This is a genomic window from Ralstonia flatus (genome assembly GCF_958439105.1).
GTDB lineage: Bacteria > Pseudomonadota > Gammaproteobacteria > Burkholderiales > Burkholderiaceae > Ralstonia > Ralstonia flatus.
On sequence record NZ_CAUDLI010000016.1, the window covers coordinates 49,614 to 62,001 of the forward strand.

The following is a 12,388-nucleotide window of genomic DNA, read 5'->3' on the forward strand; positions in this document are numbered from 1 at the left end:
GGGCTAGGCCTTGAGCTTGCGCATTTCCTCAGCGAGCACCCACAGAGCGCGATTGAGTTTGATGTCCTGGTCAATGCCGTTCACAGCGCGCGTGGTAACGCGCTTGCCGGTCGCATTGCGGCCACGCACACCGCCCTTGATGATGTTTTCCTGAACGCGGTTGAACGTGGTCCACAGGTCGGGCGCGCGATCATCCATGCGGCGAACGCTCAACAGATCGGTGTCGGTGATGGGTGCGGGTGCCACCGTCTCGTCGTAGCGGAAGGCGAGCGCGGCACGCGCGAAAGCCTGCTGCTCGCCACTGTCGAGCGTGAGCGCCTTCATGCCGTCGCGCTGCGTGTTCACGTTCTCAAAGGTATCGAGCACAGTGAATGCGCCCTCGATGACTTGATCGATGACGTTGCCCTTGTGCGGGATACGGATGTCCGCGAAATCGTCGCCGACCACCAAGCCGTTGGAGCAGATGAAGCGATGCACACCGGCGCGCATCTGGTACGCGCTTGATCCATCGTGCGAATTCAAAAGGATGATTTCGTTCACCTCCTGCCCCACGTCGACCACGTGGTCAACATGGCGCAGGCGCAACAGGTGCTTGGTGTGTTCGCGCTTGCCATCGTCGCGCACGCGGGTCTGCATTGCCATGTACGGCTGAAAACCTTCCTTGCGCAGGCCGTTCAGCACGTCGATGGTGGGAATGTAGGTATACCGATCGGAGCGGCTTTCGTGCTTGCCGTCCGCGAAGATGGAGGGCGCAACGCGGCGGATGTCGTCATCGGCCAGCGGGGTCTTGGAGCGCACGACGTTGGCATTGCGCAGCGACAGGTAAGACATGGTGAATCTCCTTTAGAGGTTGTTGAGAGCGATCCTCTCGCTCGGACCTTCCTCGCTCCCGCCCCTGGGGGCGGGCGGGGGGGTGGGGAGATAAGCCCCTTCCCTCACGGGAAGGGGTTGGGGAAGGGTGGGGTGATGGCAGCGTGAGACACAGCCTGTCGGCCGCGTCGTCAAAGCATCCCCCCACAAGTCCCCCTCACCCTAGGTGCGGGGGTTGTGGGGGGATGCAGACGCGGCTGACGGGCTGTGTGCTGCCGGTTTTCGAGGGGGCCGAGAAGCGGCCGACGTGACAGTGCGCGTAGCGCGCTGGCGCGGCGGATGCCGGCACCCTCGCGCGGCGTGGCAAGGGCCGTGACAGGACAAGCCAGACACGTGACAGTGCGCAGCGCTGGCGCGGGTCTGGCCCTGGCGCGGTCGTTGCTGCCGCTCGTCGGACTGCGCTCCTGGAAGGAGCGCCACAACAGGGGGTGCACCGCTGGCTGGCCAGCGGAAGCGTCAGGGATGGAAGCCCGCCACTGGCGGGGCGAGACAGGCACAGCCTGGCTCGATGCGCAGCACGAGAGCCCGGCCCGAAGCGAAGCGCAGGGAGACGCCCAGGGTGGCAATTGACGGCCGGGCTGCAGACGGAAAACGACGCAGCATCACCAGCAAAAAAATACCTGTTTGCTCCGCAAAATCGCAGGCATAGAATGGCCCGGTGTTGATCGACGTTCTGCCATTCGCGGGGCGTCGATTGACGCTCCCGAGTGGCCTTTTTCATTGGAGGCCATCATGTTGTCTGCAAACCTTATCCCTGAAGTCGAGCTGAACCTGTCTTGCCTGTCTGAAGGGCCTGATTTTCGCCCTGAGAGCAGCGAGGCATATGGTTCCTGGATCATGAAGGGCGCAATACAGATCGGCAGAGGAGCTGGTGCGATCTGGGCTGTTCTGGACGCGCTTCCGAGTCATCCAGACGCAGCTTGGTCGATGACGCTGTACACCAGAAAAGGCACGTGTGTGGGATCGCTTTGGTGCAATGCGAAAACGCACAATTGCCAAGGGCGTCTTTGGATGATCTCGGATGCCTACCCTGCGCTGATGTTGCACTGGTGGTTCAGACTGCCGGCCTGGATACAACGGCTGAGCCGCTTGCATCGAGCTGGCTACGAGCTGAAGCTGATGGGATGCTATTGGTTGGACGGCAGAATCACTATGAAACCCAGCTGGGAATGATGGTGAAAAGTCGTCAGGCAGCAAGCGGGAAAGGCTTTTTAGCCGCACGAACGGGGAGGGTGAAAACCTTCCCCGTTTTTTCTTGTGACATCTCCAAAACGCCAGTTGTAGAATGTTCCGGCATTGATCGACGTTTCGCCATTCGCGGCGCGTCGATCGACGCTCCCGGATGGCTCCACTCAACTTTGGAGATCCATCATGATTCACACGTTTGGTTTGTTGGCCCAGCAGTACTGCAACATTGAACTTCCGTTGCAAGTGCTCAAATCCAATGCCGGCTTCTACATTGGTACGGCTGACGATGCGGGTCCGTGCTCACGCGAGTCGGTGGAATATTTCACCACGCAAGCGAAGGCACAACAGGCACTCGATGACGGTGCTTGGACGCAAAAAGAAACGCCGTGAGACACACGGGAATCGGCTCCTATAGCCAACGCAGCACCAAAGCGAGAGGGTTCACCCCTCTCGCTTTTTTCTTGCCGCCGGCGCGCCGGCGCAAGCCTGCGTGGTCACTTCTTCTTGATGAGCGAGCGCAACGCCGCGATGCGGGCCCGGGCGGTGTCTGCGCTGGTCAGCGCAAGGTCGCTCGGGATCGCGATGCCGAGTGCTTTGGCCACGTTGGACACGTAGGGCCGGCGTTGGCCAGCGAGCTGCGCGACGGCGGCCTCGATGGCAGCGTCGCCGACCTGTTCGCGCAACCAGGCGAGGGATCGCCGGTCACGATCGTTGGCGACGATGACGCCAGACGCATCAACGCCGGCCTGCAGGCCGGCGTTGATGGGGGACGTGTCAGCTGCTGCCGCCACTCGCCCGCCTGCTGGCGGACGCCCTGAAACATCGTCGTCAATTGTTTCCATGGGAAACCCGAAATTTCACCAGCGCTTACGGCAGGAACACCATACCTGGATTGTCGGTAAGCGGAATATCGGAATCGGCCACGACCCGCACCTCTCGGCCGAAGATTTCCGCAAATGCCGTCTGAAGCGAGTACCGCGTGCAGTCGAGATCCCCGTGCGCATTCATGTGCGGACCATCCTTCAACGTGATCTCGGCCAGCACTTCATCTGTAGCGTCTTTTGCTTTGATAAAGATTTTTGTGGTGTTGCCGGTTGTCATCATCCGTCTCCTTTGCCGGCCAGGCCGGCTCATTCTTGAGTCGCTGCCGTTGAGAATCACTGCGTGCCCAGCGCAGCGGTCAGCGCTTCCACCTGGCCAACGGTGAGATCCGCCAGCGCGACGTGCGCGCGGCCGTCATAGATCATCAACCCGTAGACGCTGGCGAGGGCCCGGGCCTGCGCATTCAAGGCGAACTCGGCGCCAGGCTGTGCAGCGCGCCAGTAATTAATAGCCTGTTCGATCTGAGCGATGGTGAATGTCGTCATGGCTACTGCCCCTTGCTCTGGTACGGCGTCGATTGTGCGTGCAGCTGCAGGAAGGCCTGCGCATAGAGCTGCGCGAGCTGAGGGTTGCCGCGGAAGACGTTCCAGTTTTCGGAATTCTTCTCGTCGCCAGCGCGCGTGAAATTCATGCTGCCCAGGCCCACGATGTTGTCGTCGATAACGACGGTCTTCTGGTGCATGCGAGGATGCGTCCAGTCGATCCGCACGGGCACGCCGGCGTGCGCCAGGTAGGTTGCCACGCTGTAGGACGAACGAACGTTCTCCTGGTCAAGCACCACGCGCACGTCGACATGCCGGCGCGGATCTGCAGCTTGCGCAAGCGCGCGGGCGATGCGTGGGTGCGTGAACTCGTAGCCGGCAAGCCACACGCGCGTGTGGGCCGCCTCGATGGACCGCGCGATCGCGTCGGCGGCACCGCCGGCCGGCGAGAAATAGACGGTGACGGTGCCGGTGTTCTGCAGCGAGACGCCTTCTGCATAGCTGCCGATCGGAGACAGTGCAACAGTGCTGGCCAGCACCAGGCCGGGCACAAACAAGGGCAGGCGGCGCGGCGTCATTTCATGGCTCCGGCGTTGAGTGGATGGAGCAGCGCGCTCACGTCCGCCTGGCAGTTCATAAGCACCTTGACACCCTTGTGGATGGCCAGCGCGCAGAATTCCGGTTCTGGAATCTGCGCCGTTTGTGCCGCCTCTCGCATTCGCCTGTAGTCATCAGGATGCATTTCAAGCGTGACCGTGATCCGCTGCATGTTGTGGCCTGTCCATTCGGTATCAGTCGTCTGGTGCGTCACATCAGGAAACCTAGATTTCGAGCTTGATGCCGCGCGTTTCGGCCCATGCGGCAAACGCCTTGTCGCGGCGCAGGTGCTGACGCAGGATGTATTCGCCGATGTCGTCCATGGATAGTTCGGCTTCGTTCATCTCCCGATAGGCATCCTGGTAATGCAGCAGCGCGGCATGCAAGCCCGCTGGAATAGTCAACTTGAGCGTGGCGTGCTGCGGAACCGGCTTGGCGACGGGCAGCATGAGGCGAGCTTTCTTTTCAGTCATGGTTTTGCGTTGAGGGTGGGTGAGTTGGGCACGTTGACGGCGCGCAGAAGCGGAACGCCGGCAATGCGTGCAATAGAAGAAATGCTTTGACGCTGGATCTCGCCAACGGCCAGGCCGTCGTCAAACCAGTTGTTGGCCAGGCCGAGCAGCACATCCGGGCGAACCAGGAACAGGCGCCAGTGCGGCCAGAACAGGAAGTCTTCGTAGCAGATGGAAAACGCCGCACGGTGACCATCGATGGTGAGGAAGTCTTGGCTAAGGTCACCTAGAACGGCGCTCAGGGGCGCCATGGGCCGCCACAGGCCTGCCGGCACCGGCTGGCGGCTGTCGAATCGGCCATCGCCAGCGCCGAGCACGATGGCGCTGTCTGCGTAGCGGCGGGGTGATTCCGAAACGCGCAGGTCAACACCCATGACGAGTGTTTTCCTTGAGTCCTTGAGTTGAGTAAGTGAGCTATCCCACCAGAACTGCGTAGAGTCGCGCCACAGACCGGTCATTTCTTCCGGCAAGACGACGACGCGCGCGCCGGCGTCGAACGCCTTGCGTGCGGCGAGCTGCAACGCTTCGGAGCGCGCATAGAGGGCTGCATAGCTGGCCTGGTCGAGCTGGCCCATTGCCGTATTGACCGCGACCCAGCCCGCCGGCGGCCGTGGAAGCGCCTCGGAAGAGGCCACAGGAGCAACCAGGAGCACCAACGCAGCGCCGAGCGCGGCGGGCCGACGCATAGGGAACAGCCACAAGGGATAGCACGCCAGCCCGGCTAAAACGAGAACGGCATACACCAGGCTGTAGATGCCGGCACCCGGAAGCAAGACGCTGGCGACATGCAACGGCGAGACCCAGCCGACGATGCCGATGGGTGGCACGGTCGATACCAGCAGCGCCAACGCCGCGCGCCACCAGAGGCCGCGTTGACGCGATGCCGGCTCCGGCTTGAGCACCATCCATGGCATTGCAAGCACGCAGGCCTGGGCGATCCAGAACGCGACGCCGACGGCGAGTGCCGGCGTCGCACCCAGTTCGCCGTGGACCGAGAAAAACCGGGCGCATACGACCGGGATGTCACGAGCGGCCACCAGGTAGTAGCCGGCCCACATCGTGCCCGCTGCAACTCGGCCCGGGCTTGCCGCCCAGAGCACCGGCAGCGCAAGCAGCACGATCACCCAGTTGCCGGGATACCAGGCGGCGAACGCGATGCCAGCGCCGGTCGCGGCGTAGGCGAGAGCTGAGAGCAACGTTTTGGCCTGCATGCTGGCTTACTGGTCTTGTGACGCCGCTGCGCCCGTGGTCTTGACCGGCGCGGCAGCGCCGCGCAACACCACCTGTGGCACACCATCCACGTACCACCTCGTTGCCCGAGCTTCCTGGTTGCCCGCGCGGAAGATCAGCACATTGGCCTGATAGCTGATGACGATGTATGGATAGCTGCGGCGCCAGCTGAGAAGTGCGGTGCCGTTGGGCGTCTCAGTGAGGATGGCGGGCACGTGCGCCGGATCATCGAATTGGACGTAGATGTACTGGCCATCGTCGAAGACTTGGAACGGTTTCACCATGTCGGCGCCGCTGGTGGTCCAGCCGAAGTTGTACGCATTCGGAGCCGCGAATGCGCTGGCGGGCAGAGCGGCGGCGAGCATCAGCGCGCAAATGAAGCGAACGAAGGATTTCATTGGTAGCACTCTCCAGCAACGGTGTTAGGTGGAATTCGGATCGGCGCTTTCGTGATGAAAACGAGCTTTTGGCCAGGATCGAGCCGCAATGTCGGCTGGATGTTGGAGTTGCGCTGCAGGATGGTCTGCGTGGTCTGCGAGACCGCCTGGCCGGCAGCAGAGGTCAAGCCGGTGGCACCGCCGCCGCCATTGATGTTGAGCGTGGTGCCGGTTGGCTGGCTTTGATTGCGGCCGATGTATTGGGCGATGCCAGCGATCAGGAACGTGGAGCCAAAAATCTTGAAGAAGTGATTGTTGACGTCGGCCGACACGCCGGCTTCACCGTTCGGATCGGCTCCGTTCAACCCATCGAGCACCATCGATGCGCCGTTACGGAAGATCATGAGCGCGGCGCCCATCTGCATACGCTCCTGCCCGATCGCTACATCGCTATTGCTCGCCCCGACGATCCGAGTGCCTTTTGCGATCAATCGGCATGAGCCACTGATGCTGTCGTAGATGTCCCGGTCGACGGTCGCGCTGTACTGCCCGGGCATGTCGCTGTTGACGCCTTGGTTGAGCACAACCGGGATGGGCGTGCCCGGCATAACCATGAATGGCGATTCGGCGGCTTGCGGGGTCAACGTTGCACTCTGGCCTTGGTTCGTCTGCTGTCCTTGCCACGCGACGTGACGCGCGTTCGTTGCGGAACCGGGCGTGTTCTGGCTCTGGCTGTTGGCCGCCGCAAGCGCGGCAAGCTGCGCTTGAATGGCAGGTGTCCCAGCTTCACCAGGCGCGGTACGTTTGTCGGCGTGTTGACGCTGCAGCGCCGCGATGTAATCGGAGATCGGATTGGTGCCGGCACTGGCTGCCGCGCCTTGCTCGCGATCGCCATAGGACACTACCGCCATCGCGTCATTTTCCTGGGAGGCTCGCTGCAGGGCCAGTCGCTGCTCCGGGGTCAGCCCTTCCTGGAAACCAGGCGCTCCCCCAGGAAGGCCGGCCGGCGAAGACGCGCCGCCTACCATGCCGTTCGGCACCGGGCCGGATGGCGGCGTCTTCGGCGCCGCCGGCGCCACGGGTGCCGGATGCTCGGTCTGGGCTCGCGTGAATTGATTCTCCAGCTTCTGAGCAAGCGCATCTCCCGAAGCCGGCTGTTCCTTCGCCAATTGTTCGAGCTGCTCGCGCCGTGCCCGTTGGTCAGCTGTTTCACGCGGGTGCGTGAAATAGCGCACGAACACGATCGACAGAATCGTGGCACCGAAGAAAATGGAGATCGTCTTGGCCAGCCCCCGCCGCACGCGAACGCGCGGGGCAGGCTCATTGGTCATGGGGGCCGCATTGCGGTCAGGCGTGGCCATCAAGCGCCCCCATCGATGTTCTTCACAGGCTTAGTATCGCAGCTGAAGAAACCACAGCCTGACCCCTTGCCATTGAAGATCCGCACCTCGTCCTTGCCTCGCTTGAGCAGCGCGCCGTACGTGACAACCTCCTGGATCTGGTACATGTCGTTGCCGAGCGGAATCACGCGCGCCATTTCACCCTGGCCATCCTTGTCCAGGATGAACACGGCCGACAGCTTGGCGTCGTGCGGCAGTTGGTAATACGTCATGCGGCCATCGTCGAACACCATCACCGGCTTGAACTCGGCGTTGCCCTCGATGCGGTAGTTCGTGTTCATGCGCGTCGCGTCGATGCGCGGGCTCCCCGTTTTCGAGCCTCCCGCTTCTGGGCGACCTGGTACACCAGGCGTAGCCGCCATCTCGAAACCGAATGCCGTCGGGCTCGCGCCGACACCATCGGCCAACGTGTCTGTGTATTGCCAACTCACACGTTGATATGCCGGGCCGTCGTCACCCGAGCACAGTTGAAGCTCGTAGCGTCGTTTCGACGTGATGATCGTCGCGGCCGCGCGCTGTCCAGCTGCAGCCGGCACGATGAAGAGGTCGCGCTTGGTGACCGATGGCATCGTTGGCCAGAGCTTCTTGTTTCGGTCGCCGAGCGTGAACGACACCAACGTCTCGTCGTCACCCAGCACCAGGTGCGTCTGCTGATTGGGCCGCATCGGAATCGGATATGTGTAATCCGCGTCGTAGGCGTAGGTCGCAAGCGTCGGGTCTTGCTGCTCAGCAAAGGGGCCGAAAGCAGAAGACTTGGCGCAGGGCGACGCCGCGCGAGCTGCCGGCGCAACCTTCGACATGCGGCCGAACTCGCCCTGGGGGCGAGGAGCGGCTGCAGGGACATCGGCATAGACCGATGCGGCATGCGTTGCCATCGCAGCAATGATGAGAATGGCGCGAGGTAGCGTCTTCATTTCGTCGATCCTGGGGTAATGCCGGTGTACGGAGTAATGGACAGGCCCGTGATGCGCATGCCGATCGGGTTGTCCTTCCTGTCTTCCGGCTTGAGTTGTTGCGGCGCGGTGAGGAAGTTGATGGTGAGCAGCTTCTGCTTGGGCGTCTGGCGAACGCCGGCAATGCTCTCGGTCAGAGTGACGATCATGTAGGCGATGTTGCCGTCGGCCGAGAACGATATGGAGTTGTCTTCGAACTGACGGGTCAGCCCGGGCGTGTTGACGACGCGCTGGGCCACCGGATCGGTTTCAGTGATGTAGGTGTCGAGCTCCTTGGTTGCGGCACCGGAGGTCCACGTGCGTGCAAGCGGGATCTGTCGCTTCAGGGTGTCTTGCGCATCCAGGTTGATCGTGAATACGCGGGTAGCCCACTTGCGCAGGAAATAGGCGTTGTTGTCGGCGGTCGGGGTGAACGCCTCGGCGTATTTCTCGCTGTAGTAGACGGCACCGCTTTGCTTGTCGCGTTCGACGAAATAGGGCTTCGGGCCAGAGTTATCGCTAATTCGGACGATCGCGACGGTCTGCCCGATGGAGATAGCCGCGAACACAATGGCGACTTTCGTTGCCAGGTGCTTGTCGAGAATTGGTTTCTGAAACGCAGCAAACCATCCACGGACGCCCTGGCCAGTTCCGGGCGGCGGAGTAATTTGCATTTCAGGGGTGGATCTGGAGGAGGAAAATTTCATCAGGATGCTCCGTTACCTTGTGCCATCTTCGAAATAGCGCCTTTGCCAAAGCCCTTGAGCGAAGCTCCGCCGCCGCCGGCGTACGTGCTGGCGATTGCCGGGACCTGCCACATCAAGAACGCGCCGATCGAGGCGACGAGGGCGAGGGCGATCAGGGCCAGATAGGCCGTGTTGTAGTAGATCTCGCTGCCGACGCCGTTGGTCGCGGCGACCTTCTGCAGCAAGGCATTGAAGCCAGGCACAACGCCCTTCATGACGAGGCCCATCATGATCCAGGCGATGACCTTGTAGAGGCCTGCGCCAATGACGGCTCTCAACCAGTTCTCGAAGAGAAATTCCGTTGGCGGGAAGACGAACCAGGGCACAAGAATGGGACCAAGGCAAAAGGCGATGTGAAGCAGGATCGAGCCCATTTGCACGACCACAACGAAGATCAGCACGCAGAGCACCATGGCGATCAGAGCGATGGCCTTTGCGAGAAGCGTGAGCAGCACAACTGGCAACGTTTTGAAGGCTGTCCAGAAACTGGTGTTGTCCAATGCGTTGTCGTTGACGTCATGACAATCCTGGTGGCTGGTGCCAGTAGGAATGCCGCCGTCCAGCGTGTAATCCGGGACATCGGTACAGACTGTGTGCGATTGGGTGCGCGTGCCGGACATGACCGTCTGGATGGCGCCGACCAGGGTGTTGGCGAGCGTATTCGAGTCGGCACTGCCACCGGCGACGCGATCGGCCATGGTTTGCATGTTGCTCACGAAGTAGCTGTGCACCGTGCCTGACCAGGTGGTGAGGATCAGGAGGAGTACCGCGACCTTGACGACGTGGCGCAACATCATCGAGAAGTAGTTCGGAAAATCACCATCGAGCAGCCACAGCAAGGTGTGCCAGGTCGCGACGATCAATCCAAGCGCCGCAAGCAAGTCGATGCCGTCAGAAACAAAGAGGTTTTCGAGAGATGAGCCCGCACTTTGTACGGCGGCGAACAGTTGGTTGATTGTGCTGAGGATGTCATCCATAGCGTTAATCCAGGACTCCGGTTGCGTACAGGGTTCCCATCACCAGCGCGGCCGGCACGGCGACGATGGCGGCGGCCAGGAGCTGAGGCGATTCCGCTTGCACAACGAGAATGGCGTAGACCATCGACAGGCGCGCTGAGCGGCGCACACGCGCGTCCTTGACGCGGTGGCGAGGCTGCAGCGCGCCACGTTGAAACAGATTGGAGAAACGCAACGGTGGCGTCCGCTCCTGGGCGGTCGCGTGCTGCGCTGCCAGGTACGCGCGCACGACGCGGATCACGCACCGCAATTCGGCACGTGATCGACAGAGTTGGAGGATGAGCCACCGTATCAGCATGGTGAAGTCGTGTTCTTTATGAGAGTCAGAAGGGGTTATTGATCGCGCGGCAGTTGGAATGCCGGGGCGTTCTGGATCATGGTTTGTTCCTTCGTATTGATGTCCGCAGCCTGTGCCGAGCGAGCTTTGAGCAGCTGTGCCACGTTGTCGCGGTTCTGCGACTGGTCCGCCTTGTCTTGCATCTGCATGGCGACTTGTCGCTGCATGAGGGCATGCAGATCGATCATTTCGCCGGCCAGGACGTTGGTTTGCTGATTCAGCATCTGCAGCCCCTGAACGTTGCCGGTGACGCCTGGGATCTTGGATTGGATGCTTTGCAGGTTCTGAGCACGTTTGGCCAGCGAGCTGATGGCATTCAAGTCCTGGTTGAGTTGTGCCCGGTACACGCCGCCTTGCGATTTCGCGAGTGACGACAGCGCCGACAGCCACTGCGACGGCTTCAAGTTGGCCGAGCTCATGTCCGACATGGCATTGCTGAACAACTGGCTGGTGGACTGGGCCGCTTGTTGCAGGTCCGTCACGGCCGAGTAGAGGGACCGGAAGTTGTCGAGCTGCTGGGTGTAGGGCGCGATGGTCTCGTTGATGAGCTCGCCCGGCACCTGGGCGAGGTTTTGCAGCCGGGTGATTTGCGCCTGGATGTTCTGCTCGACCATCTGGGCTTGCTGGGCAACCGAGGACACCAGTTCGGCGTTGTTGAGCAACTGCGTAATCTCGGTCGCGCCGCCGAAGCCAGCCACGCTGCCGGCGAATGCCGAAGCTGACGTGCAGAGCGCGAGCGCTGCGGCCGCGCGCTTCGCCGTGCGGGCAATACGCGAGGCCTTGACTGCATTCACCTCAGCGGAGGTCAAGCTGAGTTCTTCGTACTGCTTCCGGGTTTCGGGTTCGAGTGCCTTGGGGGCAGCAAATACGCGCACCTCGATGTCATTGCGAATGAAGGTCTTATGCATGGCGGTCCTCATCGTCTAGGTTGAGTTTGTCGGCTTCGATCTGTGCAGTGGCCTCCTCGATGTAGCGCTCCTTCCAGTCCGGCTCACCGGAACGCATATGCCGATCGAAGAGGATCTGCGCCTGCAGTTCGGAGCGCAGGATGGCCTCCGTGCGCGGAGGCAGGGGAACTGAGACGCTGCGGGAGATCCCGCCGTCCTCGGTAATGAAGTAGTCGCGCTTGGCCTTGAGCTTCTTGATCGCGTCCTGCTGGGTCTGCGTGAGACCAAACTTTTCCTCGTAGGCCTTCTTGGTATCCGGCTTGAAATCCTTGACGGGCACGAAGACGCGGATCAGAACGTTGTCGCGGATGGCGGGCCAAATCGGTGAGTTGGCGACTTGTTCGGGGGTCTGTGCGTCCATCCAAACGCAACCGAGCAGCTTGCGCATGGTCACGATCCATTCACCGATCTGCTTGGCGAACTGGTTGTCATCGAGCAGCGACCAGATTTCCGGGAGCATGACGACGGTTGGCGCGATGACCCCGCGCAACCGGCGTTGCTCGATTTCGTCCTGAATACGGTAGGTCGCGTAGGAGAGGAACGGGCGCGCAACGGCGTGATCCTTGAGGATCTTGTCCGTTGCAATCGAGGTCCACTGCGTGTCGTCGAAACCGTCTTGTTCGTTATCGAAGTAGAGCGCGTCGACCGCCTCGCCCACCCACTGGTCAAGCTCGTTTTTCAGCGGGCCATTGGGCAGGGAGGCGTGCACGAACCGCAGACGCCAGAATTGAGGGTCGCGCGTAGCAGCTGCGCGTATCGCCTTCTCGATGGCTTTTCGATCGTCCGTGGTGGGCCGATAGCCTCGCTGGCTGGCCAGCAGCACGGTCCAGTCGACTAGGAACTTGAGATGGCGGAGATGACCCAGCAGGACA

17 protein-coding genes and 1 pseudogene are annotated in these 12,388 nt (G+C 61.6%); 2 read left to right on the forward strand and 16 right to left on the reverse strand.

The window, feature by feature from the left end:
* Positions 1-3 precede the first annotated feature (3 nt).
* A complete protein-coding gene (locus R2676_RS25670; RefSeq protein ID WP_004636206.1) occupies positions 4-831 on the reverse strand; it encodes a DUF932 domain-containing protein in 828 nt (275 codons plus the stop codon).
* A 771-nt stretch (positions 832-1,602) separates the two neighbouring features.
* Here R2676_RS25670 and R2676_RS25675 point away from each other — a divergent pair.
* Positions 1,603-2,043: a hypothetical protein gene (locus tag R2676_RS25675; protein ID WP_004636209.1), complete on the forward strand. Its 441-nt coding sequence runs from the start codon at positions 1,603-1,605 to the stop codon at positions 2,041-2,043.
* A 198-nt stretch (positions 2,044-2,241) separates the two neighbouring features.
* Complete coding sequence (locus tag R2676_RS25680) at positions 2,242-2,448, forward strand: hypothetical protein (protein WP_004636210.1); 207 nt, start codon at positions 2,242-2,244, stop codon at positions 2,446-2,448.
* A gap of 104 nt (positions 2,449-2,552) precedes the next feature.
* On the opposite strand, the gene R2676_RS25685 is transcribed toward R2676_RS25680, so the two are convergent.
* The 15 genes and pseudogenes from R2676_RS25685 to R2676_RS25755 all read right to left on the reverse strand — a co-directional run.
* Positions 2,553-2,849, reverse strand: a complete 297-nt coding sequence (locus R2676_RS25685; protein WP_021197844.1) for a hypothetical protein — start codon at positions 2,847-2,849, stop codon at positions 2,553-2,555.
* Positions 2,850-2,925: 76 nt separating this feature from the next.
* A complete protein-coding gene (locus tag R2676_RS25690; RefSeq protein ID WP_021197843.1) occupies positions 2,926-3,162 on the reverse strand; it encodes a hypothetical protein in 237 nt (78 codons plus the stop codon).
* A 53-nt stretch (positions 3,163-3,215) separates the two neighbouring features.
* Positions 3,216-3,425 (reverse strand): DUF3717 domain-containing protein, encoded by a 210-nt coding sequence (locus R2676_RS25695; RefSeq protein WP_004636217.1) that lies wholly within the window; start codon positions 3,423-3,425, stop codon positions 3,216-3,218.
* A 2-nt stretch (positions 3,426-3,427) separates the two neighbouring features.
* Positions 3,428-4,000: a phospholipase D family nuclease gene (locus tag R2676_RS25700; protein WP_004636218.1), complete on the reverse strand. Its 573-nt coding sequence runs from the start codon at positions 3,998-4,000 to the stop codon at positions 3,428-3,430.
* Positions 3,997-4,233: a hypothetical protein gene (locus R2676_RS25705; protein WP_223293337.1), complete on the reverse strand. Its 237-nt coding sequence runs from the start codon at positions 4,231-4,233 to the stop codon at positions 3,997-3,999. The genes R2676_RS25700 and R2676_RS25705 overlap by 4 nt, the downstream gene beginning before the upstream one ends.
* 10 nt (positions 4,234-4,243) lie before the next feature.
* Entirely contained in the window at positions 4,244-4,492 is a 249-nt protein-coding gene (locus R2676_RS25710; protein WP_004636222.1) for a DUF2274 domain-containing protein, read from the reverse strand.
* Complete coding sequence (locus R2676_RS25715) at positions 4,489-5,742, reverse strand: conjugal transfer protein TraB (RefSeq protein ID WP_004636223.1); 1,254 nt, start codon at positions 5,740-5,742, stop codon at positions 4,489-4,491. The genes R2676_RS25710 and R2676_RS25715 overlap by 4 nt, the downstream gene beginning before the upstream one ends.
* Before the next feature lie 6 nt (positions 5,743-5,748).
* Positions 5,749-6,159, reverse strand: coding sequence for a TrbG/VirB9 family P-type conjugative transfer protein (locus tag R2676_RS25720; protein WP_004636226.1), 411 nt, complete (start codon positions 6,157-6,159; stop codon positions 5,749-5,751).
* Positions 6,156-7,499 carry a TrbI/VirB10 family protein gene (locus R2676_RS25725; protein ID WP_004636228.1) on the reverse strand — a complete coding sequence of 448 codons (1,344 nt, stop codon included), beginning with the start codon at positions 7,497-7,499 and terminating at the stop codon, positions 6,156-6,158. Before R2676_RS25725 ends, R2676_RS25720 begins: the two co-directional genes overlap by 4 nt.
* Positions 7,499-8,452 (reverse strand): TrbG/VirB9 family P-type conjugative transfer protein, encoded by a 954-nt coding sequence (locus R2676_RS25730; RefSeq protein WP_004636230.1) that lies wholly within the window; start codon positions 8,450-8,452, stop codon positions 7,499-7,501. Before R2676_RS25730 ends, R2676_RS25725 begins: the two co-directional genes overlap by 1 nt.
* The gene (locus R2676_RS25735; RefSeq protein WP_004636231.1) at positions 8,449-9,177 is read right to left on the reverse strand and encodes a VirB8/TrbF family protein; all 729 of its coding nucleotides are present in this window, start codon (positions 9,175-9,177) and stop codon (positions 8,449-8,451) included. Before R2676_RS25735 ends, R2676_RS25730 begins: the two co-directional genes overlap by 4 nt.
* Complete coding sequence (locus tag R2676_RS25740; RefSeq protein WP_004636233.1) at positions 9,177-10,193, reverse strand: type IV secretion system protein; 1,017 nt, start codon at positions 10,191-10,193, stop codon at positions 9,177-9,179. Before R2676_RS25740 ends, R2676_RS25735 begins: the two co-directional genes overlap by 1 nt.
* Before the next feature lie 4 nt (positions 10,194-10,197).
* Complete coding sequence (locus R2676_RS25745; protein ID WP_021197838.1) at positions 10,198-10,473, reverse strand: hypothetical protein; 276 nt, start codon at positions 10,471-10,473, stop codon at positions 10,198-10,200.
* A 92-nt stretch (positions 10,474-10,565) separates the two neighbouring features.
* Positions 10,566-11,477 carry a hypothetical protein gene (locus R2676_RS25750; RefSeq protein ID WP_004636237.1) on the reverse strand — a complete coding sequence of 304 codons (912 nt, stop codon included), beginning with the start codon at positions 11,475-11,477 and terminating at the stop codon, positions 10,566-10,568.
* Positions 11,470-12,388, reverse strand: a pseudogene (locus tag R2676_RS25755) (conjugal transfer protein TraC); the annotation flags it as partial. The pseudogene R2676_RS25755 and the gene R2676_RS25750, both read right to left, overlap by 8 nt.

What these genes read in the sequence shown, in the direction of transcription:
- R2676_RS25725 (WP_004636228.1), bottom strand. Translation starts at nt 7,499, where the DNA reads ATGGCCACGCCTGACCGCAATGCGGCCCCCATGACCAATGAGCCTGCC.
- R2676_RS25740 (WP_004636233.1), bottom strand. Translation starts at nt 10,193, where the DNA reads ATGGATGACATCCTCAGCACAATCAACCAACTGTTCGCCGCCGTACAA.
- R2676_RS25720 (WP_004636226.1), bottom strand. Translation starts at nt 6,159, where the DNA reads ATGAAATCCTTCGTTCGCTTCATTTGCGCGCTGATGCTCGCCGCCGCT.
- R2676_RS25700 (WP_004636218.1), bottom strand. Translation starts at nt 4,000, where the DNA reads ATGACGCCGCGCCGCCTGCCCTTGTTTGTGCCCGGCCTGGTGCTGGCC.
- R2676_RS25670 (WP_004636206.1), bottom strand. Translation starts at nt 831, where the DNA reads ATGTCTTACCTGTCGCTGCGCAATGCCAACGTCGTGCGCTCCAAGACC.
- R2676_RS25680 (WP_004636210.1), top strand. Translation starts at nt 2,242, where the DNA reads ATGATTCACACGTTTGGTTTGTTGGCCCAGCAGTACTGCAACATTGAA.
- R2676_RS25710 (WP_004636222.1), bottom strand. Translation starts at nt 4,492, where the DNA reads ATGACTGAAAAGAAAGCTCGCCTCATGCTGCCCGTCGCCAAGCCGGTT.
- R2676_RS25735 (WP_004636231.1), bottom strand. Translation starts at nt 9,177, where the DNA reads ATGAAATTTTCCTCCTCCAGATCCACCCCTGAAATGCAAATTACTCCG.
- R2676_RS25675 (WP_004636209.1), top strand. Translation starts at nt 1,603, where the DNA reads ATGTTGTCTGCAAACCTTATCCCTGAAGTCGAGCTGAACCTGTCTTGC.
- R2676_RS25715 (WP_004636223.1), bottom strand. Translation starts at nt 5,742, where the DNA reads ATGCAGGCCAAAACGTTGCTCTCAGCTCTCGCCTACGCCGCGACCGGC.
- R2676_RS25730 (WP_004636230.1), bottom strand. Translation starts at nt 8,452, where the DNA reads ATGAAGACGCTACCTCGCGCCATTCTCATCATTGCTGCGATGGCAACG.
- R2676_RS25750 (WP_004636237.1), bottom strand. Translation starts at nt 11,477, where the DNA reads ATGCATAAGACCTTCATTCGCAATGACATCGAGGTGCGCGTATTTGCT.
- R2676_RS25695 (WP_004636217.1), bottom strand. Translation starts at nt 3,425, where the DNA reads ATGACGACATTCACCATCGCTCAGATCGAACAGGCTATTAATTACTGG.
- R2676_RS25690 (WP_021197843.1), bottom strand. Translation starts at nt 3,162, where the DNA reads ATGATGACAACCGGCAACACCACAAAAATCTTTATCAAAGCAAAAGAC.